General features: G+C 68.2%; 19 protein-coding genes. 7 read left to right on the forward strand and 12 right to left on the reverse strand.

What is annotated here, in order from left to right; all coding sequences use genetic code 11:
* Nucleotides 1-24 precede the first annotated feature (24 nt).
* Entirely contained in the window at nt 25-663 is a 639-nt protein-coding gene (locus A3ES_RS0133025) for a response regulator (RefSeq protein WP_020391126.1), read from the reverse strand.
* On the reverse strand, nt 660-1814 hold the full coding sequence (gene macS / locus A3ES_RS0133030; RefSeq protein ID WP_237745132.1) for a MacS family sensor histidine kinase: 1155 nt from the start codon (nt 1812-1814) through the stop codon (nt 660-662). The genes A3ES_RS0133025 and macS overlap by 4 nt, the downstream gene beginning before the upstream one ends.
* A 239-nt stretch (nt 1815-2053) precedes the next feature.
* On the opposite strand from macS, the gene A3ES_RS0133035 reads away from it, so the two are divergent.
* Nucleotides 2054-4429 (forward strand): immune inhibitor A domain-containing protein, encoded by a 2376-nt coding sequence (locus A3ES_RS0133035; protein WP_020391128.1) that lies wholly within the window; start codon nt 2054-2056, stop codon nt 4427-4429.
* 1281 nt (nt 4430-5710) lie between these two features.
* Here the strand turns inward: A3ES_RS0133035 and hflX are convergent.
* The 4 genes from hflX to A3ES_RS0133055 form a co-directional block, all read right to left on the reverse strand.
* Nucleotides 5711-7189 (reverse strand): GTPase HflX, encoded by a 1479-nt coding sequence (hflX, locus tag A3ES_RS0133040; RefSeq protein WP_020391129.1) that lies wholly within the window; start codon nt 7187-7189, stop codon nt 5711-5713.
* Nucleotides 7190-7271: 82 nt separating this feature from the next.
* Nucleotides 7272-8114: a diaminopimelate epimerase gene (gene dapF / locus A3ES_RS0133045; RefSeq protein WP_020391130.1), complete on the reverse strand. Its 843-nt coding sequence runs from the start codon at nt 8112-8114 to the stop codon at nt 7272-7274.
* Nucleotides 8115-8132: 18 nt separating this feature from the next.
* Nucleotides 8133-8903, reverse strand: a complete 771-nt coding sequence (locus A3ES_RS0133050) for a hypothetical protein (RefSeq protein WP_020391131.1) — start codon at nt 8901-8903, stop codon at nt 8133-8135.
* Nucleotides 8900-9415 carry a SigE family RNA polymerase sigma factor gene (locus A3ES_RS0133055; RefSeq protein ID WP_020391132.1) on the reverse strand — a complete coding sequence of 172 codons (516 nt, stop codon included), beginning with the start codon at nt 9413-9415 and terminating at the stop codon, nt 8900-8902. Before A3ES_RS0133055 ends, A3ES_RS0133050 begins: the two co-directional genes overlap by 4 nt.
* Nucleotides 9416-9500: 85 nt before the next feature.
* On the opposite strand from A3ES_RS0133055, the gene A3ES_RS0133060 reads away from it, so the two are divergent.
* Nucleotides 9501-9776, forward strand: coding sequence for a hypothetical protein (locus A3ES_RS0133060; protein ID WP_020391133.1), 276 nt, complete (start codon nt 9501-9503; stop codon nt 9774-9776).
* 162 nt (nt 9777-9938) lie between these two features.
* Here the strand turns inward: A3ES_RS0133060 and ggt are convergent, their stop codons facing one another.
* The 4 genes from ggt to miaA form a co-directional block, all read right to left on the reverse strand.
* Nucleotides 9939-11813, reverse strand: coding sequence for a gamma-glutamyltransferase (ggt, locus tag A3ES_RS0133065; RefSeq protein WP_020391134.1), 1875 nt, complete (start codon nt 11811-11813; stop codon nt 9939-9941).
* Nucleotides 11814-11891: 78 nt separating this feature from the next.
* Nucleotides 11892-12608, reverse strand: a complete 717-nt coding sequence (locus A3ES_RS0133070) for a hypothetical protein (protein WP_020391135.1) — start codon at nt 12606-12608, stop codon at nt 11892-11894.
* A 3-nt stretch (nt 12609-12611) separates the two neighbouring features.
* A complete protein-coding gene (locus A3ES_RS0133075) occupies nt 12612-13133 on the reverse strand; it encodes a SigE family RNA polymerase sigma factor (RefSeq protein WP_020391136.1) in 522 nt (173 codons plus the stop codon).
* A gap of 164 nt (nt 13134-13297) precedes the next feature.
* Nucleotides 13298-14260 carry a tRNA (adenosine(37)-N6)-dimethylallyltransferase MiaA gene (gene miaA / locus A3ES_RS0133080; protein ID WP_020391137.1) on the reverse strand — a complete coding sequence of 321 codons (963 nt, stop codon included), beginning with the start codon at nt 14258-14260 and terminating at the stop codon, nt 13298-13300.
* Nucleotides 14261-14450: 190 nt separating this feature from the next.
* On the opposite strand from miaA, the gene A3ES_RS0133085 reads away from it, so the two are divergent.
* The 4 genes from A3ES_RS0133085 to A3ES_RS0133100 all read left to right on the forward strand — a co-directional run bounded on the left by A3ES_RS0133085 (nt 14451) and on the right by A3ES_RS0133100 (nt 17736).
* Complete coding sequence (locus A3ES_RS0133085) at nt 14451-14681, forward strand: hypothetical protein (RefSeq protein ID WP_020391138.1); 231 nt, start codon at nt 14451-14453, stop codon at nt 14679-14681.
* 75 nt (nt 14682-14756) lie between these two features.
* Nucleotides 14757-15017, forward strand: a complete 261-nt coding sequence (locus A3ES_RS0133090; RefSeq protein ID WP_237745133.1) for an antitoxin — start codon at nt 14757-14759, stop codon at nt 15015-15017.
* Between the two features lie 332 nt (nt 15018-15349).
* Complete coding sequence (locus tag A3ES_RS0133095) at nt 15350-15802, forward strand: NUDIX hydrolase (RefSeq protein WP_026163433.1); 453 nt, start codon at nt 15350-15352, stop codon at nt 15800-15802.
* Nucleotides 15803-15993: 191 nt separating this feature from the next.
* Nucleotides 15994-17736 (forward strand): LamG-like jellyroll fold domain-containing protein, encoded by a 1743-nt coding sequence (locus tag A3ES_RS0133100; RefSeq protein WP_020391141.1) that lies wholly within the window; start codon nt 15994-15996, stop codon nt 17734-17736.
* Between the two features lie 59 nt (nt 17737-17795).
* Here the strand turns inward: A3ES_RS0133100 and A3ES_RS49265 are convergent, their stop codons facing one another.
* Together A3ES_RS49265 and miaB are read right to left on the reverse strand one after the other, a co-directional pair.
* Entirely contained in the window at nt 17796-18371 is a 576-nt protein-coding gene (locus A3ES_RS49265; protein WP_020391142.1) for a phosphotransferase, read from the reverse strand.
* 103 nt (nt 18372-18474) lie between these two features.
* Nucleotides 18475-19956, reverse strand: coding sequence for a tRNA (N6-isopentenyl adenosine(37)-C2)-methylthiotransferase MiaB (miaB, locus tag A3ES_RS0133110; RefSeq protein WP_051084866.1), 1482 nt, complete (start codon nt 19954-19956; stop codon nt 18475-18477).
* Between the two features lie 101 nt (nt 19957-20057).
* On the opposite strand from miaB, the gene A3ES_RS0133115 reads away from it, so the two are divergent.
* Entirely contained in the window at nt 20058-21602 is a 1545-nt protein-coding gene (locus A3ES_RS0133115; RefSeq protein WP_020391144.1) for an amidohydrolase family protein, read from the forward strand.
* Nucleotides 21603-21621 lie beyond the last annotated feature (19 nt).

Genomic DNA, 21621 nt, shown 5'->3' on the forward strand with positions numbered 1-21621 from the left:
CCAGCCGGTACGGCGTATGCGTGGCTACTGCTCGCTTTGGTCTATGCCGTGCTCTATGGCGTAGCGGACCAGCTCTGCGCGGTTGTGGAGCTGCAGCTTGCGCAAGGTGTTCTGTACGTGGTTCTCGACGGTCCGGTGCGACAGCACCAGCCTTGTGGCGATCTGCCGGGCGGTCAGCCCGCGCGCCACCAAGCGCAGTACCTCTGTCTCTCGCTCTGTCAGCTGCGGCACCTCTGGCCCGGCTCCGAGGCGCCGGTACTCCCCCAGCAGCAAGCCGGCCAGCCCAGCGGTGAAGACCGCGTCGCCTTCGGCAGTACGCCGTACTGCGTCGTCGAACTCGTCCAGCGACGCCGACTTGACCAAGTACCCCGAGGCGCCGTTCTTCACGGCAGCCAGTACGTCGGCCTGCTCGGCGCTGGCCGACAGCACCAGTACCCGGGTGTCCGGGAGAGCAGCGGTGATCTCCCGGGTGGCGTCCACGCCGGAGCCGTCGCCGAGCTGCAGGTCCATCACCACCACATCCGGCCGGGTCGCCTTGGCGATCCGGATCCCGCCGGCCACGTCCGAGGCAGTCGCGCAGACGTCGTACCCGCGGCTGCCGAGATCCCGCGCGACGCCTTCGCGCCACATCGGATGGTCGTCGACGATCATCACCCGCGTCATGCCGTGCTCACCTTCATCTCCCACTCGGTGCCTTCGCCCGGGGCGGTCCGGACCGTGACGGTGCCGCCCAGATCGGTGATCCGGCCGCGGATCGACTGGCTGACGCCGAGGTGCCCGTCGGACCGGTCCGCCTCGAGCCGGTCCGCAGTCGTCCCGACTCCATCGTCGCGGATCGACAACAGCACGTCGGCACCGAGGTCCTCGACCACTACCCAGGCCTGCGCCTGGGGCCCGGCGTGTTTCTGCACGTTGCTCAGCGCCTCCTTGACCACGGCCACCAGCTCAGTCGCCTTCGCGGTCGGCAACAACACCTGACCTGCCGGTACGACGACATCGACCCGAGGCGTTGCTAAGGGCAACAACAGCATGCACAGATCGATCCGGCCGCGATAGCCGGTGGCGGGCCGCGTCGCCATCAAGGTGCGCAAGGCAACCTCTTGCTCGGCCGCGAGCGCCGCCAGCTCGACAGCCTCGCCACCGATCGCAGTACCGCGCCGTTGCACCTGGGCGAGCACTTGGAGCACACCATCGTGGATGGACCGGCTGAGCCGGAGTCGCTCGGCGGTCGCGCTCTCCGCGGCGATGGCCTCGCGGAGTCTGGTGGTTGCCTTGCGCATCGTGCTGGCGGCGTACCCGGTGACCAGGCCGGCGACGAGCAGGAGCTGGACGTTGCTGAGGATCTTGGGGGCATTGTCCACACCGCGCAGCGAGAGCAGGGCCAGGCTGATCGTCGCGGCGCCGAGCAGACCGCCGTCGCGACCGCGCGAGATCGCCAGCGCGAGCACCGGACCGGCGGCCCAGACAGACGTGAGGACTGAGGCGCCGGCCCGGATGTCTAGCAGCGGCTGGGCCAGCAGAGTGAGGTACATGCAACCGACAGTGACGATCAGGTCGGCGAACGCGAGCCGGGTGTTGCGGCGGCCCCAGTGCCGGCTGTAGCCGATCGAGGCAATGACGGTCCAAAGACCCATCACCGCCAGCTGGATCACCGCGCCGGACGGCCGGTAGATGCCGTCCCAGCGGCTCCAGACGCCGAAGCAGGCGAATCCCCAGGTGATCACCCGGAAGACCACCAGCGCGCGCCACAGCGGCAGCATCAGGTCGACCATGTCGCCACGTGACCGGCCGGCATCAGGGCGCAGGGGTTCCATAGCCGACAGTCTGCCAATCCGGCAGGCCTGACGCTGCGTTGTTGTACTCCAGTGATCTAGGTGGTCTTACTCATTGCGTGCGTGAATGATTCCCCGCTGTTGCGTGGAAATTTCTGGAGAACTACTTCAGCAACGATCGATTTCCCCGTACTGTCGCGCAGAAGTACCACGCTCGGGGGAGCCATGACCACGTTGCGTCACCAAGCGCGGCGTGTTTTTCAGCACCATGGGAGGGAATCGTGCGCAAAGTATCTGCCGGGCTGTTCAGCCTGGCTCTAGCGGCAACGGTCGGTTGGAGCATCAGCTCCGGCGCGGCCGGCAACGCCGCTTCGCTCCAGGGCGCCGGCACGGCGCCAGCGGCGAGTGAGGCCGCACCGGGAGCGGATGAGCTGCCCAGTCCGATGGAGGACAAGCGCCGGGAACTGCGTCAGGAAGGCCTGACGAAGGTCCTGAACGGAACCGCGAAGGCGGAGAAGCGCGGCGCCAGCACGGTCGTGAAGCTCGGCACCAAGAACGCCGCCTTCAAGGGCCAGAAGGCCGCCAAGGGCAAGGTCGACCAGTACGTCGAGCTGAGCCGCGAGAAGACCGACCGGATCTTCGTCGTCCTCGCCGAGTTCGGCAACGAGCGGCACCCGAACTACCCCGACCAGGACACCGCACCCGCGATCCCCGGTCCGGCGACGTTCGAGGGACCGCTGCACAACGCGATCCCGCAGCCGAACCGCGCGGTGGACAACTCCACCGTCTGGCAGGCCGACTACAACCACCAGCACTTCAAGGACATGTACTTCGGCAGCGGCAACTCCGTGAAGAAGTACTACGAGAAGCAGTCCTCCGGCCGCTACAGCGTCGACGGCACCGTCACCGACTGGGTCAAGGTCAAGTACAACGAGGCGCGCTACGGCCGGTCGAACAACCCGACGGGCTGCACCGGCAACGTCTGCAACAACACCTGGGCGCTGGTCCAGGACTCGGTGAACCAGTGGGTCACCGACCAGAAGGCGGGCGGCCGGACGACGGCGCAGATCACCGCTGAGCTGAAGACGTTCGACCAGTGGGACCGTTACGACTTCAACGGCAACGGCAACTTCAACGAGCCCGACGGCTTCATCGACCACTTCCAGATCGTCCACTCCGGTGGCGACCAGGCCGATGGTGACCCGCACCAGGGTGAGGACGCGATCTGGTCGCACCGCTGGTACGCCGGCTTCCCCGGCGGCCCGGCCAACAACCCGATCGGTGGCGCCCAGATCGGCGACACCGGCCTGTGGGTCGGCGACTACACGATCCAGCCGGAGAACGGCGGGATCAGCGTCTTCGCGCACGAGTTCGGCCACGACCTCGGTCTGCCGGACCACTACGACACGTCGGGTCCCGCGATCGAGAACGGCGTCAACTGGTGGTCGATCATGGCGCAGAGCCGGGTCGGCAAGCCCACTGACGGCGGTATCGGCGAGCAGGCGGCCGACCTCGGTGCCTGGGAGAAGCTGCAGCTCGGCTGGCTCGACTACGAGATCGTCGCGGCCGGTCAGAACCGGACCCTCGAGCTCGGGCCGCACGAGTACAACTCGAAGAAGGCCCAGGGCCTCGTCGTCACCCTGCCGAAGAAGCTGGTGACCTCCCCGCTGCAGGCACCGTTCGCCGGTACCAAGTCGTGGTGGAGTGGCGACGGCGACAACTTCACCCGCACGATGAACCGTCAGGTCGCACTGCCGGCCGGTACCTCGACCCTCACGCTCCAGGCCAACTGGGACATCGAGGACTGCGGCACCACCGCTTGTGACTACGCCTACGTCGAGGTGAACGACGGCACCGGCTACAAGCCGATCGCCGGCTCGATCACCAACCCGGCCGAGGGCAACGGCATCGACGGCGCCAGCGGCGGCTGGAAGCTCGGCACCTTCGACCTGTCCGCCTACGCGGGCAAGACGATCGGTCTGCAGCTGCGCTACACCACCGACGCGAACACCGGCGGCTTCGGCTTCCACGCGGACGCGATCAAGGTGACCAACGGCTCGACCACCCTGGTCGACTCGGGCGCGGAGGCGACGCCGGAGGGCTGGACGCTGAACGGCTTCTCGTCGGTCGGCTCCACGCTCACCACGCCGTACGACAACTACTACCTCGCCTCGCACATCAACTACACCGGGTACGACGCCCACCTGAAGACCGGCCCGTACAACTTCGGCTGGGCGAGCACGCTGGGCGACAAGGTGGAGCACTTCCCGTACCAGGACGGTCTGCTGCTCTGGTACTGGGACACCTCGCAGCGCAACAACAACACCAACCAGCACCCCGGCGAGGGCCTGGTCCTGCCGATCGACTCGCACCCGACCCCGATCAACCGTCTCGACGGTGGCATCTGGCGTCCGCGCGTCGGCGGCTACGACGCAACGTTCGGGCTCGAGAAGGCCGACTCCTTCTCGCTCCACCTGAACGGCAACGCGAGTTACATCCGCGGCCAGAACGGCGTCTCGACGTTCAACGACAGCAAGCAGTACTGGTTCCCCGAGCAGCCGCAAGCGGGTGTGAAGGTGCCGAACAACGGCGTCAACATCAAGGTCCTGGAGCGCTCAGGCACCACGATGAAGGTCAAGGTCTCCAGCCGCAGCTGACGACCTGAGCTAGACAGCTAGAAACCAGCGGCCCCGGGATCGATTCCCGGGGCCGCTGGTCTGCTCGCGGCCGGCGTGGGCTCGCGACGCTCGCTCCGCTGCGCTACGCCAACTGCATCGCCGACCATGGCGCCAACGCGCGTGACCCCGCGGCGGCGATGTGGTGCGCGGGTGCGGGCGAGCTCGCGACGCCTGCTCCGCTACGCTACGCCGGCTGCATCGCTGGTGAAGGTGGCGCTTCCACGCGACGTCCGCGGCCGGGCGAATGCGGTCGGGCCGGAACGCTAGCTGCGCTACGCCAGCTGCATCGCCGATCGTGGCGCCAACGCGATGGGCGGGCTTTCGGGTTAGGGGCTGGCTGCGGGTGGTGTTCGCCGGTGGTCGGGCAACGCGCTGAGGTCAGGTCGGGATCAGTCAGGGGGCTGGCTGCGGATGGCATCGACAACGCGCTGAAGCCAGCTCCCGCTTGCCCGAGCGCCGCCAACAGTGTGCTCAACCCCGCTTCACGGGGTTCGCCCCCTGCTAGACCAGGGGGCGAACCCTCCCTCGAAGGGCTATCCCCTCCCAGCCCGACGGAAGAGCGGAGCAACGGAGTGGAGGCACCCCAGGTCGCTGTGGGCCGACGTGGCCGCCCGCGTGACCCCGCGGTGGCGAGGTGGGTGAACGGGTGCAGGCGGCTGCTCGCGACGCCTGCTCCGCTGCGCTACGCCAGCTGCTTCGCGCTGGGGGTGGCGCCGGTGACGCTTGCCCTGCGCACCCTTCCGGCGGCGGCCCCGCGGCTGGTTGCGCTTCCGCGCGATGTCGGCGGCCGGGCGAAATACGGTCGGGCCAGGGATGATTGCTGCGCTATACCGCCTGGACCGCAGGTCGAACAGCAGGAGTAGAGCGCCCCTGGCCTGTCCGGTACGCCGTGCCGACTCGACCGCGCCGACTCGACCGCGCCGGTACGCCAGCCCGGTGCGGCGGTACGCCGGTGCTGCGGTGCGAGCCCACAAGTTGCGGGTCCGGACACGAAGGAACTATGGCGCTCGGGTCTGTTCGATAGCGCCTTAGCTGACCAATAGCCCCCTACGACCGGCCATCGGTCACACAACCGGCTATCGCACTCCGCAGTCGGCGCACCCGGATCGACCTTGGGCACGGGCCGGGCGTCGTTCGGCGGAATGGGTGCTCGGCCGGTGCCCAAGGTGGCCGGAGTCGGCGAGGAGCCGCGAGGGGCGGGCGTAGTACAAGCACAACAGCCCGGGGACGTGGGTTCCCGGGCTGTTGTGGTGGGTGTTGTCAGGCGGTTACGGCGTACTGCGTGAGGTCGCCGGCCAGGTCGGCGTGGACTCGGGCGGTTAGCCTCGTCCCGTCGGCGGTGTGCTCGAGTTGGTCTACCGAGCCTTCGGAGTGGATGCGGGAGACCAGGTCGCCGCGGTCGTAGGGCAGTAGTAGCTCGACTGCGACGTTCGGGATCGGTAGGGACGCCTCGACCAAGGTGCGGAGTTTGTCGATGCCTTCGCCGGTGTGGGCGGAGACGACGATCGCGCCGGTTTCGCGGTGCAGGATCGGGGCGAGTGCCATCGGGTCGGCCAGGTCGGCCTTGTTGATCACGATGATCTCCGGGACGTCGGAGGCGCCGATCTCGGTGAGCACCTCGCGGACCGCGTTGATCTGCGCCAGCGGGTCCGGGTGTGAGCCGTCCACCACGTGCAGCAGCAGGTCCGCGTCCGCGACCTCCTCCAGCGTCGAGCGGAACGCCTCGACGATGTCGTGCGGCAGGTGCCGGACGAACCCGACGGTGTCGGTGAACGTGTAGACCCGGCCGTCAGACGTCGTCGTACGCCGTGTCGTCGGGTCCAGCGTCGCGAACAGTGCGTTCTCGACCAGTACCCCGGCGTTCGTCATGCTGTTCAGCAGCGAGGACTTGCCCGCGTTCGTGTAGCCCGCGATCGCGACCGACGGGATCGAGTGCCGGCGACGCTCCTGGCGCATCGTCGCGCGGGTGCCCTTCAGGTCCTTCAGCTCACGGCGCAGCTTGGCGATCTTGGTGTTGATCCGGCGCCGGTCGGTCTCGATCTTGGTTTCACCAGGGCCACGACCACCGATACCGCCACCGGCCGCGCCGACGCGACCACCGGCCTGGCGGGACAGGTTTCCACCCCAGCCACGCAGCCGCTGCTTCATGTACTGCAGCTGGGCCAGCTCGACCTGTGCCTTGCCTTCCTTGCTCTTCGCGTGCTGGGCGAAGATGTCGAGGATCAGCGCGGTCCGGTCGACCACCTTGACCTTCAGCTTGTCTTCCAGGTTGCGCAGCTGGGCGGGCGCGAGCTCGCCGTCGGCGATCACCGTGTCGGCGCCCAGCGCGGCGACCAGGTTGCGCAGGTCGGCCACCTTGCCGCTACCGATGTAGGTCGCCGCGTCCGGCTTCTTGCGCCGCTGGATGACGCCGTCGAGCACCTCCGACCCGGCGGTCTCGGCGAGCAGTTTCAGCTCGGCGAGCGAGTTCTCGGCGTCCTCGGCGCTGCCATCGGTCCACACGCCGACCAGCAGCACGCGCTCCAGCAGCAGCTTGCGGTACTCGACCTCGCTGATGTCCGTCAGCTCGGTCGACATCCCCACCACGCGCCGCAGCGCCTGGCGTTCCTCGAGCTCGAGGCCCTCGGTGTTCAGTTCGCGGTCATAACCCGACGAAGGCTCCTCGTCGTCGAGCACGTCGTCCTGGATCAGGTCGAGGTCGCCGTCGGTCACTTCGTCTGCGTTCGATTGGGTCGTCATATACCTTCCATCGTGGCACGGCGCACCCAGTCAGGCGAGCCGATTACTGGTTCAACGACCCCGCACCTCGGCGAATTCCCCTTCAGGCGGGCAACCAGGCCCGATCGAAGTCCCCGCGAGCGTGTACTACGGCCGGCCCGGTCAGCTCCAGATGGTTGTCCTCACGCCAAGTGACCGTGACAACACCCCCCGGTACGTCGACCCGGTACGTGACCGGCACGCTCTGGCGAGCCGCCCGGGCGGAGGCCACCGCCACGGCACAGGTACCCGTCCCGCAGGACCGGGTCTCCCCCGCGCCGCGCTCGTGCACGCGCATCGCCACCTCGTTCGGCCCGAGCCGCACCACGAACTCGACGTTCACGCCTTCCGGGAACGCCTCGACCGGGGACCAACCGGGCTGCTCGACCAGCCAGCCGGGCTCGTCGAGGCTGTCCACGAAAGCGACGGCATGCGGGTTGCCCATGTCGACGGCCAGGGCGGGCCACTGATGACCGTTCGCCTCGACCACGACGCCTGCCGGCCCGGGGAACCTCGGCTCACCCATGTCGGCGGTGATCGTGCCGTCGTCGTTGAGCACGACCTCCTTCACCCCGGCGCGCGTACCGACCCGAACCGGCTTGTCACCGGTGAGCCCCGCCTCTTCGAGGTACCGGACGAAGACGCGGATTCCGTTGCCACACATCTCCGCGATCGAACCGTCCGCGTTGCGGTAGTCCATGAACCAGTCGCCGCCGTCCTCGACGTACGACTGCTTGGATCCCTCGATCACCCGCAGGACGCCGTCGGCGCCGATTCCGGCGTACCGGTCGCAGAGGAATCGCACGACCGCCGCATCCAGCTCCCCGTGGACGGACCCGTCGGGATCGGGCAACAGCACGAAGTCGTTCTCCGTGCCGTGCCCCTTCAACCAGGGAAAGGTGCTCATAGGAAGATCGTACGGGCGCTACTTCGGATAGCCGCAGGAGCCCGTGAACCTGAGCAGGGTCGGCAGGTCCCAGCCGAGACCAGCCGCATCGACGACCTGGATCAGCTTGGTCTTGCTCATCCGCATGTGGACGTCGCGCATGCCTTTGGCCGCGCCGGCCACGATCGCCTGCCGGGATCCCGCTTGCACATGTGGCAGTTCGTCCCAGGTCTTGTCGTACTTCTCGACCAGCATCCGGCCGGTGCCGTCGGGATAGATCCCGGCATGCCGGACCTTCAGACTGATGCTGCCGGGAGCGTACTTGGCCGGGTCCAGGGCAGGATCAGTGAAGTACAGCTCTGAGCCCATCCCGTTGTTGAGCTTCATGACAACCGGCTTCCAGCCTTCGGGTTTCAGCCCACAGACCAGATCGACGCCGGGCCGAACGATGCCATCGGCAACCAGTCGGACGGGCTGGGCCGGCACCGGCGGCCGCTGGGTCGGCAGCACCGGAAGGCCCTCTCGCCCCGGCAGGGTGCGCCCGGCCTGCGGCGTCGCCGTGGTCGTGCTGGCCGGAGGTGGCGTCGCGGAGGCCGCTGGGACGTCGAGTCCGCTGGTCCCCGTCCCTGGCAGGACGGCCCAGGCACCCGCCACGACTACGGCGATCGCCGTGGCTCCCCCGGCCACTCCGGCGAAGCGCCGGCGGCGTACCGACCTCTTTCCCCGCCTGAGATCAGCGGCCAGGTCGGCATCGGTCAGCGCTGGGTCGGTTCCCGCAGCTTGTTCCAGTAGGTCCTTCAGATCCGTCATCGCACACGCTCCAAGATCTCCAGAGGTTCGTCGATGAGATCGCGCAACTTCTCCAGGCCGCGGGCGGTCTGACTCTTCACCGTGCCCTGGCTGCAGCCCATCAACTCCGCCACGGCGGCGGTGTCGAGGTCGCGGAAGTACCGCAGGACGACGGCGGCCCGTTGCCGTTTCGGCAGCTGGGCGAGCGCGTCCAGAACGGTCAGCCGGTCGGCCTGGTCCGGGCCCGGGGCCGGTTCGGCGTCGAGCATCTCCGCCGTGGCCGTCTCGCGGCTGCGCCACAACCGCCGCCGCTCATCGATGAAGGCGTTCACCAGGATCCGGTCGGCGTACGACGCGGCGCCCTCGGTCTGCCGGATCTTGCCCCAGTGCACGTAGAGCTTGGTCAGCGCGACCTGGACCAGGTCCTCGGCCCAGTACGCGTCACCCGATGTGAGCAGCCGGGCCGTCCTTAGCATTCGTCCGCGATGCGCGGCGACGTACTCGAGATACTCCCGGTCCTGCGCCTCAGCCATCCAGCCCCTCCTCGATGCGATCTCCACCCTGAACTACAGGTCGGGTCGTCGATCGGTTGCACGGGTTCGTCGTACCGTTTCCGGCATGGGCGAACAGCTGGTGGCGTACTTCTGGGAACAGGAGGACGCGGAAGAGGTCGCGGCGCGGCTGGGCGCAGTCGTGCGCCGGGGGCGGTTCCAGGGTGAGGACGACGACGAGGACCACCCGTGGATGGTCCTCGTCCCGGCTGACGCCGATACCGCGGTACTGGAGCCGCTCGTCGCGGAGTACGACGGATGGCTCGACGCCGGCAGTGCCGAGACACCGCCGGTCGAGCCTCCGCCCCTACCTACTGCACCGAAACGGTTGAAACGCGGTTAGGGCGTGTCTCCTTGTCTCGTGCAGTCGCGAGCAGGTGCTCGGTGCGGTAGCTCGGCGTGCTGGAGTGAAGGCCTCGATGTTTTTCCATCGTGGCCTTTGCTCCAGTGCGGCGAGGTGCCGCACCGAGTGCCGCGCAGCACGCACGAGACAAGGAGACACGCCCTAATTGGGCCAGAGTTGGTGAACCGTGCCGGCTGCGCCGCCGCCGCGACGCTTGGGTTCGGCTGCGGCGAGGTAGCCGCCGCCAGGCAGGACCTCCAGCGCTGCCACGGCACCGATCTCCGCGGCTGAGGTGAGGGCGTCACCCGCCGGGACCAACGTGTGTCCGTACGGCTTGAGATCGGTGCCATAGGCATCGATGAATGGCGGCTCGGCGGTCACGTTGGCCGTGTTCCGTTGCGACGCGCGCGGTGCGGCGACGGCCTCGGGCAGTGTCATCCCCCGGTCGAGCCGGTTCGTGAGGGTCTGCAGCACGGTCGTGATGATCGTCGAACCACCCGGCGAGCCGAGCGCGAGGAACGGCTTGCCGTGCTTGAGCACGATCGTCGGCGACATCGACGACCGCGGCCGCTTGCCGGGCTGGATCCGGTTCGGGTCGGTCTCGACGTACACGGTCGAGAAATCGGTCAGCTCGTTGTTCAGCAGGAAGCCACGACCCGGCACGGTGATGCCGCTGCCGCCGGTCTGCTCGATCGTCAGCGTGTATGAGACGACGTTGCCCCACTTGTCCCCGGCAACGAGGTGTGTGGTCGACAAGCCTTCTGTGTCAGGCCTTTCGTCGGTCGCGACGCCGGGCGCGCAAGCGGAGTACGAACCATCTGGCGAGCCCGCCGGCACCGGCTTGACCGCCGCCTTCGCGGGGTCGATCAGGCAGGACCGCTCGGCGCCGAAGCCCTCCGACAGCAGCTCCTTGGTCGGCACGTTCACGAACGCCGGGTCACCGACGTACGCGCCACGATCGGCGAACGACAGTGCCGACGCCTCCAGGTAGGTGTGCAATGCCTGCGGGGTCGACTGCTTCGACAACTGCTGCGGCGTAAGGATGTTGAGCGCCTCGCCGACCGTCGTACCGCCCGAGGAGGACGGCGCCATCCCGTAGACATCGAGGCCGTCGTACCGGACCTTCGTCGGGTCCTGCCGGAGCACCTTGTACTTCGCCAGGTCGGCCGTCGTCAGGTGGCCGGGCATCACCGGCAACGTCGTTCCAGGAGTCTTCGGCGGCGCCTTCACCACCGACTCCATCTCCTTGGCCAGCGGGCCGGTGTAGAACGCCGACGGTCCCTGCTTGCCGATCAGCTCGTAGGTCTTGGCGAGCTCCTTGTTCTTGAACACCGTCCCGACGACGGGCGCGTCACCGTTCGGCAGGAACAGCTTCGCCGTCGGTACGACCGCCGAGAAGCGCGCCTTGTTGTCGAGCGTCTGGTTCCGGAAGGTCTGGTCGATGATGAAGCCGCGATCGGCCAGCTCCCCGGCCGGTTTCAGCGCCTTGCCCAGCGACAGCGTGCCCCACGAGCGCAACGCCGAGTCCCAGGTCGCCAAGGTGCCGGGCGTACCGACCGAGACGCCGGACGTGACCAGGTCGGGGGTGAACGTGTACGGCTTGCCTGTCGCCGGGTTGATGAAGGCGTCGGACGGCATCGTCGCGGGCGCGGTCTCGCGGCCGTCGATCGTGTACACCTTGCGGTTCTTCGCGCTGTAGTACACGAAGTAGCCGCCACCGCCGATCCCAGCGGAGTACGGCTCGGTCACCCCGAGCGCGGCGGCGGTCGCCACTGCCGCGTCGACGGCGTTGCCGCCACGGCGCAGTACGGACAGGCCGATGTTGGTCGCGTCGGCGTCGACAGACGCGACGGCGCCACCAAAGCCGATCGCGGTGGAGTGCTTGGCGGGTGACTGCGGGGCGCGGTCGGCAGTACTCGCACTCTGGGTGGCAGCGGCCGTACTGGCGCTTTGGGTGGCGGCCGCGGTACTCGCGGTCAGGCCGGCCAGGACGAGCGCACCCGCTGTCAGGGCAGCGGCCAGGCGTTTCGGTGTCACGGGTCCTCCGCAGAGTTGGGGCTTACAGGGACAGGCCCTGCCTACCTTCTCAGCGGCGTGAGCGCTAGTTCTGGCGCGTCAGTTGACGCTGCAGGATGCCATGAACTGGCGGAGTAGGTCGTCGTTCCAGGCTGCGTTGCCGGCTGGTAGCTGGACTACTAGCCAACGCTGGCCGAGCAGCACCTGGCCGGTCTCGCGGCCGTCAGTCGTGCCGAGGTGGAAGACCTTGCCGCCTGCCTCGGTCACCCGAGTGGCCTGCAGGCTCGTCGCCTCCGGAGCCGTCCTCAGGTCCAGCCCGCCTTTCGGGCCAAGGTCCGAGGTCCGCAGGTTCGGCGGCGTCAGGAGAACGTGATCGGCCTTGAGCGGCCGTTGCGGCGTCCAGCCCTGCGGTGCGAGCGTGCAGCTGATGTTGTTCCACGGTTCCTGGTTGGCGCCGAGCGAGACGACCGTGGCGGTGGAGTACATCGAGATCGTGTCGTCGGACTTCGTCGGCGCCGGGCTCGCCGAGCGCATCGTGGTCGCGCCGGCCTCCCCCGCCCCAGCCACCGAGGCGGCCTCCCCGGGGCCGCCGGCCACCGCCGCCTGGCCGTCACCCCACCACTTGATCTGGTTTCCGACGGCGAGTACGGCGGTCGACACCGCGGCGATGCACAGGACGCCGGTGACCCGGCGGCGCGCCCTGATCCGGCGCAGCGCGCGGCGGCCACGCGCCACGTCCGCATCCACATCCGCGGGCGGGATGCCGTCGACCGCACGGTCGGCGAACTCCGCCAGCAGCTTCTTCACGTCGTCCACTTCTCAGCTACTCCCGGTCGCTGGATCCGTGGCCGGGTCCTCGGCCATCAGGTCCTTCAGTCGTTTCAGCGCTTTCGCGGTCTGGCTCTTCACGGTGCCCTCGGTGCACTCCAGGATCCGGGCGCAACTGGCCACGTCGAGATCCTCGAAGTACCTCAGCACCAGGACGGCCCGCTGCCGTGGCGCGAGCTCCAGCAGCGCCTTGCGGACGGCCAGTGTGTCCACCGGATCCGTCTGCTCGGACAGCCTCGGCTCGAACGTCTCGGCGGTCACCACCTCGGGGTGGCGGCCGGCCCGGCGGCGCTCGTCCAGGAAGGCGTTGACCAGGATGCGATGGGCATACGGTCCGGCGCCCTCGTGCCGGATCCGGTGCCAGTGCACATACACGCGCGTGCAGGCGGTCTGGACCAGATCCTCGGCGGTGTAGACGTCGCCCGCGGTGAGCAACATCGCCGTTCTCAACAGTCTGCTGCGGTCCGCGATGACGTACTCACGGAACTCGGCCTCACGGTCACCCCCTCGCATCGACAGCCCCTACGGCATGTCTGATCGCTACGTGCAGTCGCGAGCAGTTGCCCGGTGCGGTAGCTCGCCGTGCTGGAGTGAAGGCCTCGATGTTTTTCCATCGTGGCCTTTGCTCCAGTGCGGCGAGGTGCCGTGCCGGGTGACGCGCAGCACGCACGTAGTGATCAGACATGCCGTGCGCCCTCTTCCACTCCGACTACGCCGGCGGCGCCCGGTTGGTTGCCTCGTACTACTTCGAGGGCTCGGTCGACAAGGTCGGGAGCATCCCAAGGGAGCCAGGTGATCCGGGGGTCCTTGCGGAACCAGGAGTCCTGCCGCCGGGCGAACCTGCGAGTCGCCTGCGCTGTCCGCTCGCGAGCCTCGGTTTCGGACAGCTCGCCCCGCAGCAACGCGATCACCTGGGAGTAGCCGAGCGCGCGGTTCGCAGTACGGCCGTCCAGCAAGCCCTTACCCAGCAGGTCCTTCACCTCGTCGACGAAGCCCTGCTCGAACATCCGGTCGACCCGGCGGTCGATCCGCTCGTCGAGAATCGGCCGCGGTACGTCGAGTCCGAGCTGGACGGCGCCGGGGTAGACATAGGTGTGCTCGGGCAGCGTTGCGACGTACGGGCCGCCGGTGATCTCGATGACCTCGAGCGCGCGCACGATCCGGCGACCATTGCTCGGCAGGATCTGCTCGGCGGCGGCGGGGTCGACCTCGGCCAGCCGGCGATGCAGTACGCCGGAGCCTTGCTCCTCCAGCTCGGCTTCCAGGCGCTCCCGTACGGCGGGGTCGGTGCCGGGGAAAGCGAAGTCGTCGAGGATCGCGCGGACATAGAGCGCCGACCCTCCGGCCAGGACCGGAACCACCTGCCGCCCCAGACAGTCGTCGATCGCCGCCCGGGCGAGCTGCTGGAACTCGGCCACCGTCGCGGTCTGCGTGACATCCAGGATGTCGAGCAGGTGATGCTGTACTCCGGCCCGCTCGGCCGGCGTGATCTTCGCCGTACCGACGTCCATCCCGCGGTAGACCTGCATCGCGTCGGCGTTCACCACCTCGCCCGGAAGTTCCTTGCACAGGGCAACCGACAGGTCCGATTTTCCGGCCGCCGTGGGGCCGACGACGGCGACGACGAGTGACCTGGCCATCTCTGTAGTGTGACAGTGCCCCTGACCGGGCGGACGGACGGCGTGAACTCTGGGACAAAGTCGGCCCAGCGGGGTTGTGGTCACCGCCGGAGTTCGGTAGGAACAGGGGCAAGGAAATTACGGTCCGGACCGCATTAGCGATTCGGGGGGCCGACAACACATCGCAGCACCGACTCGGGAGGAAGATTCAGTGACGAATCCGTTCGAAGAAGAGGCCGACGCGGCCAAGGAAGCCCTGGGCAAGGACACCACCGCGGAGGACCTCAAGCGCAGCGGCGGGGATGTCGAACTGACCCGCAGCGGCGGCGACGTCGAGTCCCCCGGCGACGGCGGCACCGACTCCGGCGGCGACGTCGAGTCCGGTGGCGACGTCGAGAGCGGTGGCGACGTGGAGACCGGCCCCACTGGCGACGGAAGCTGATCACCTCCCACACCTGGGGCCCTGATGGTGGGAAGATCACCGCTAGCTGTCTGTAAGTAGTTCACTACGCTAGGAATGGGAGCCCCCGAGATGGGCATCTTCGACAAGTTCAAGGGCAAGGCCGAGGACCTCAAGGACAAGGCCGGGGACCTGGTCGACGACCACGGTGACAAGGTCGGCGGCGGACTCGACAAGGCCGGCGACTTCGTTGACGACAAGACCGGTGGCAAGTACGGCGACAAGATCGACCAGGGCGTCGACGTCGCCAAGGACCGTCTCGACGGCCTGGACGGGCAGGACGACGACATCGACAACGGTCCGAACAAGCCCGCCTGATTCAGCACCCTCCGAGGGCCGCAAGGGGAACACCCCCTTGCGGCCCTCGGCCTTTCCCCCACTTTGAGCACCCACCAGTCGGCGGATCCAGGATCGCGTGGCCGGCCGGTGCCCAAAGTCCCGCCCCGCCACCACGGCGCCCCCACTTTGAGCACCCGCCACCTTGGGCACCCACTAGGCGCCCGATCCGCGATCGCGTGGCTAGCGGGTGCCCAAAGTCCCGCCTCACCACCCATGCCGCGGCCACCTTGGGCACCGGCCAGGCGGCCTATCCGCGATGGGGTGGCTGGCGGGTGCTCAGAGTGGGGGTGGGGGTCTTTAGGGTGGGCGGCATGGATCGGTTTCGAGTGGTTCCGGCTGCTTATGTGGCACTGCGGCGTGGCGATGAGGTGTTGCTGTTGCTCAGGGCCAACACCGGCTACATGGACGGGTACTGGGCCGTGCCGGCCGGCCATATCGAGCAGGGTGAGTCCGTGCTGGCGGCGGCGATCCGCGAGGTTCGCGAGGAGGTCGGCGTGGAGATCGACCCGGCCGACCTGGTCCCGGTCACCGCGATGCATCGGACCGGCGGTAACGGGCTGCCGATCGACGAGCGGGTCGACTTCTTCTTCACCACCACCCGCTGGACCGGCGAGCCCCAGCTGATGGAGCCCGGCAAGGCGGCCGGGCTTGACTGGTTCTCGCTCGACAAGCTGCCGGATCCCGTCGTGCCGCACGAGGCCCGGGTCCTGGCCGGCCTGCGCGATGGCTCGATCCCTGCGGTGATCGCCCAGGGTTTCGAGTAGTTCTCTTGTCGTTCACCGTCGGGGGGTCGGCTCGGCTCTAGAGTGCGGTCGATGCGCCGGGGCGTGAGGCACCCGGCGGTTCGAGGCCGGAGGCACCGATGGGCACGCAGTACGACGGAACGAGCAGGCGGCGGGTTCTTCAGGCGGGGGTCCTGGGTGCGGGTGTTGCCGTCGGGAGTGGAATCGCTGGGGTGCAGAGTGCTTCGGCCGCCTCGTCCTCTTCCTCACCTGATCCGGAGAACCCGCGGTTCACGCTGGCCGTCGTACCGGATACGCAGTACCTGTTCGATCTGGATCGGGGGGACTCCGCGCCGCTGACCGCGACCTTCGAGTACCTGATCGAGCAGCGCGGCGTGGACAACATCGTCTTCACCGCGCAGCTGGGCGACGTGGTCGAGAACGCGCAGGCCAGTGAGTTCGCGCAGGCCGACCAGGTTTTCGCGATCATGGACCGGGCACGGATGCCGTACAGCGTGCTCGCGGGCAACCACGACATCGACTCCAGCAAGGACGACCAGCGCGGCGATTCGCCGTACCTGAAGGTCTTCGGACCGCAGCGGTTCCGGCGGATGAGCACGTACGGCGGGTCGACGCCGGACGGGTACAACTCGTACCACGTGTTCCGTGCGGGCGGGCGGCAGTGGTTGCTGCTGGCAATGGATTGGCGGCCGTCGGACGCGAGCTTCGCGTGGGCGCGCAAGGTGATCGCGGAGCACCCGCGGCTGCCGGTGATCCTGACCATCCACGAGCTCGTGTGCGCCGACGACGGGCAAGGCGTCGCGGAGTTCTCCGACCATGGCAAGCGGGTCTGGGAACAGCTTGTCGACGGCAACGATCAGATCTTCCTGACGCTCAACGGCCACTTCTGGCCATCCGGCCGGACGATCCGGAAGAACGCCGCCGGGCATGACGTCCACCTGCACATCACCAACTACCAGGACCGGTACTACGGCGGCGGCGCGATGATCCGCCTGTACCACTTCGACCTGGCCCGCAACGCGATCGACGTCGAGACGATCAACCCGTGGATTCTGGCGCAGAAGCCTTCACGGCGTTCGCTGTTGGCTGAGGGTGAGGTCGAACTCACGGACGAGGTCAACCGCTTCAGCGTGCCGCTTGACTTCACCGAACGCTTTGCCGGCTTCGCGCCGGAGCCGGTGCGGCCTGCCCGCCCGGCTCATGAGTTGGTGATCCCAGGGACGGTCGCGTACTGGCGTCTGGATGGCCCGGTGGGTTCCCGCGTGGTGGATCACTCGGGTCGGGGTAACGACCTGACGCCGGTATTGCTGCCGGGGTCGCCGGCCGACAGCCTTCGGGTGTCGGGCGAGTATCACGCGGATCAGCCGGGGCATGGGAGCTGGGTGTTTGCCGGCGGCAAGAATCCGGCTCGCGGTGGGTATTTGCGGACGGCTGACAATGCGCCGTTGAATCGGATGACCTTTCGCGGTGGGTACACCATCGAGGCCTTCGTGAAGCTTGCTGATGACGGGCGGGATCACTCGTGGGAGGGCCTGCTCAGCCGGATGGGCACTGGCGCTGATGCTGGGAAGACGGGGAGCGATCCGTCTGAGCCGGTGGTCAACCTCGGCTTCTCCGGCGGCCGCCAGGTCCAGTGGGCCGTCTACCCCCTCGACAAGAACGAAACCTTCACCAACTGGGGTCACGAGGAGGTGGCTGGGCGCTGGTTCCACCTTGCGGTGGTCAACGACGGGCGTCGGACCACTTTGTATGTCGACTCTTCAGAGCTGCTGCGGAATCCGTCGACTCGCTCCAACGGGCTCGCCACCACCGGGGCGGCTTGGCTGCTTGGTGCAAACCACTACGCCAGCAAGATCGAGCAGTCCTTCGCGGGCAACATCGGGGAGATGCGGATCGTCGACCGGGCGCTGACGTTGAAGGAGTTCCTCAGTTTCGTCCCGACCGACAGGACGTAGTCGTCTACGTATATCCCTCCGCCCGCCTGAGCTACCCGCCAAACCCCACGATTCGGCGACTATGTCCTGTCGGTCGGGACAACAAGCGACCGGATCAGTGCGGCTTGGGCTGGGAGGAGGGCTAGCTCTGCTGGGGTGAGGGTTGGGTTGCGGGCGCGGGTGGCCACGGCAGAGTCCAGGCCTGGGGTGGGGTCTATGGAGTTGGCGAGGTAGGTGGAGAGGGCTTCGCGGAGTAGGGGCGACAAGGTGGCGAAGGCTGGGTCGAGGGCTACCTGGGCGAAGATGATCGCCGTCATCGCGATGTCGAACTCCGCCGGGCCTTCCTCCGCGTTGCGCCAGTCGATGACGACTGGGCCGCCGGGGCTCAGGATGACGTTTTCGGGGTGGAGGTCGCCGTGCATGACGACCTGGCCGGGGGTGCCGCTGGGGGCGGGGATCGCGTGCAGGCGACGATGGAGGTCAGCGTGCATGAGGCCGAGCCCGGCGGGTGACAGGTCACCGGCGATCGCGGCGTCGGCGACGGTCGGGCCGGTGAGGCGCTCGATCACCATGTCGGGGCCGTCGATCTGACGGACCGCGGGCACCGGGTAGTCGTACTTCGCCACCCAGCGCATGTACTCCGCTTCGTCGCGCACCGGATGACCGTTGCGGTAGCGGCGGAGTACCTAGTCGTCGTCGATCGAGTAGACGTCCGCATCCCGCCCGGAAGCGAACGGCTCAGCGCCCTCCGGTATCAAGTCAGCCGACCTGGCAGCCGCCGGTTGCGGGTTCTAGGGGGGTCGGTTTGCCGATGACCGGCATGCCGAGCATCACGCCAGGTGCTCCAACTGCGACAGGCGCATCCTGGGCTCGTTCCCAGGCGTCGCCGGCGCGCGTACGGCGTACTGAGCCGAACTCGTCGGCGACCAAGTGGTGCGGCGCAGCGTAGGTGACCTCGACCGTTGCCATGTCGCCCGGCCGCGGACGCTCGACGCCCTCGGGCAGGGCGAAGTGGACCAGACGGTTGTCGCGGGCGCGACCCGAGAGGCGGTGGGTGGCGGCGTCCTTGCGGCCCTCGCCCTCGGCGACCAGTACCTCGACGGAGCGGCCGACGACCGCCTTGTTCTCGGCCCAGGCCATCTCGTCCTGCAACTCGACGAGTCGCTCGTAGCGCTCCTGGACGACGGAACGCGGCACCTGGTCTTCCATCGACTCGGCCGGCGTGCCGGGCCGCTTCGAGTACTGGAAGGTGAAGGCGCCGGCGAAGCGTGCCTCGCGGACGACGTCGAGGGTGCCCTGGAAGTCTTCCTCGGTCTCGCCGGGAAAGCCGACGATGATGTCGGTCGTGATCGCGGCGTCCGGCATCGCGGCGCGGACGTCGGAGATGATGCGAAGGTAGCGGTCGCGGCGGTACGAGCGGCGCATCGTCTTGAGGATCTGGTCCGAGCCCGACTGCAACGGCATGTGCAGCGACGGCATCACGTTCGGCGTCTCGGCCATCGCCTCGATCACGTCCGCGGTGAAGTCGCGCGGGTGCGGCGAGGTGAACCGGACCCGCTCCAGGCCCTCGATCGCGCCGCACGCGCGGAGCAGCTTGGAGAACGCGTACCGGTCGCCGAACTCCACGCCGTACGAGTTCACGTTCTGGCCGAGCAGCGTCACCTCGAGCACGCCCTCGGCGACGAGCGCCTCGACCTCGGCGAGTACGTCGCCCGGGCGGCGGTCCTTCTCGCGACCGCGCAGCGCCGGGACGATGCAGAACGTGCAGGTGTTGTTGCAGCCGACGCTGACCGACACCCAGGCGGAGTACGGCGACTCGCGGCGGGTCGGCAGCGTGGACGGGAAGACGTCGAGCGACTCGAGGATCTCGACCTGCGACTCCTCGGCGATCCGGGCCCGCTCCAGCAGCACCGGCAGCGCGCCGATGTTGTGGGTGCCGAAGACGACGTCCACCCAGGGCGCCTTCTTGGTGATGGTGGCCTTGTCCTTCTGCGCCAGGCAGCCGCCGACGGCGATCTGCATCCCCGGGTTCTTGGCCTTCACCGGCGCCAGGTGGCCGAGGTTGCCGTAGAGCTTGTTGTCGGCGTTCTCGCGCACCGCGCAGGTGTTGAAGACGACCACATCGGCCTGGTCGCCCTCGGGCGCACGGACATAACCCGCGTCCTCCAGCAGCCCGCGCAGGCGCTCGGAGTCGTGGACGTTCATCTGGCACCCGTGGGTGCGGACCTCGTATGTACGCATAACAGCCACTAAGAGTACGTCGCTTGGTAGACATATCCCTACCTGGGACAGGGCGGCTGCAACCCCTGACCGCGGGCCCGGCGCAGACAATGGTAGGACCCATGAACAGTTCCCGTCGTCAGTTCCTCGCCCGTACCGCCGCCGGCGCCGCTGTGGTTGCCGGCGGCACCATCGCCGCCTCACCCGCCTCCGCCCTGGTCCGGCCGCCCGCCGCCGGCACCACCGGGTTCACCGCGCTCACCGACGTCACGGTCATCGACGTCGCGACCAGCCGGCGCGATCGACACCAGACCGTACTGATCAGCCGCGACCGGATCATCGGAGTCGGCCGCCACCTGCCGATCCCCCGCGGTGCCATCGTGCTCAATCTGCCCGGCAAGTTCGTCATCCCCGGCCTGGCCGACATGCATCTGCACACAATCGGCGACGAGCACGTGACGCCGCCGCTCTGCCTGGCCAACGGGCTGACCACAGTTCGCGAAATGGCCGCGGCCGACCCGGTGGTCTACGACTGGCGCGACCGGATCGACGCCGGCACGCTGCTCGGCCCGCGGATGATCGTCGGCAGCCAGATCATCGACGGTGACCCGACCCTGTGGGATCCGAACCTCCTCCAGGTGCTGGTCGTCAACGACGAGGCCAGCGCGCGGGCCGCAGTACGGCAGGTGAAGAAGGAGGGTGCCGATTTCGTCAAGGTGTACTCGCGGCTGAGCCCCACGGCGTACCGGGCGATCCTGGACGAGGCGCGGCGGCAAGGGCTGACCGTGCACGGCCATGGGCCGGACCAGGTATCGGTCAAGCAGGTCAGCAACGCCGGGCAGCGCAGTATCGAGCACATCCACGCGCTGGCGCTGGCGGTATCGAGCCGCGAGAGCGAAGTACGCCGGATGCTGCAGGCCATCTCGGTCCGGACTGGTGACTACAACGGGTGGTTCCGGCAGCTGCACCCGATCGAGTGGATCGCGGCGAACAGCTTCAGCCGGTCTCGCGCGGCCGCCGTCTTCGGCACGCTGCGGCGCAACCGGACCCGCGTGACCCCGACGCTGACCATGCACAACGTGCTCGACATGCCCGACTACACAGCGCCGGACCCGGCGACGCAGAAGTATCTCAGCGCCGACACGATCGGCGGCTACGAGTACGGGATCGAGAACCTCTACAAGGCCAACCGGAACGCCGAGGAAATCTCCCGCCAGCGGCAGATGTGGGAGTACCGGCAGCGCTTCGTCCGCGAACTCTTCGCCCACGGCGTCCCCGTCCTCGCCGGAACCGACACCGGTACGCCGTACATGGTCCCCGGATTCGCCCTGCACGACGAGCTCGAACTACTCGTCAAGGCCGGCGCCACCACCCAGCAGGCCCTGTACTCCGCCACGGTCGAGCCGGCCCGGTTCCTCGGGATGAGCGCCGACCTCGGCTCGGTGGAGTCGCGCAAGATCGCCGACTTCGTAGTACTGGACGGCGACCCGCTGCAGGACATCCGGAACACCCGGCGAATCCACACCGTAGTCACCCGCGGACGGATCATCTCCCCCGCCGCGAGGGCCCGCATGCTCGCCGACGTGGAGGCAGCCGTCAAGGCTCCCCCGGCGGCGGCCGCTCTGGCTGCAGGTGGTTGTTGCGGAACAGGCCGTTCCGGACACTAACGTCCAGCTTCGAGCAGGC

This window comes from Kribbella catacumbae DSM 19601 (assembly GCF_000372465.1).
Classification (GTDB): domain Bacteria; phylum Actinomycetota; class Actinomycetes; order Propionibacteriales; family Kribbellaceae; genus Kribbella; species Kribbella catacumbae.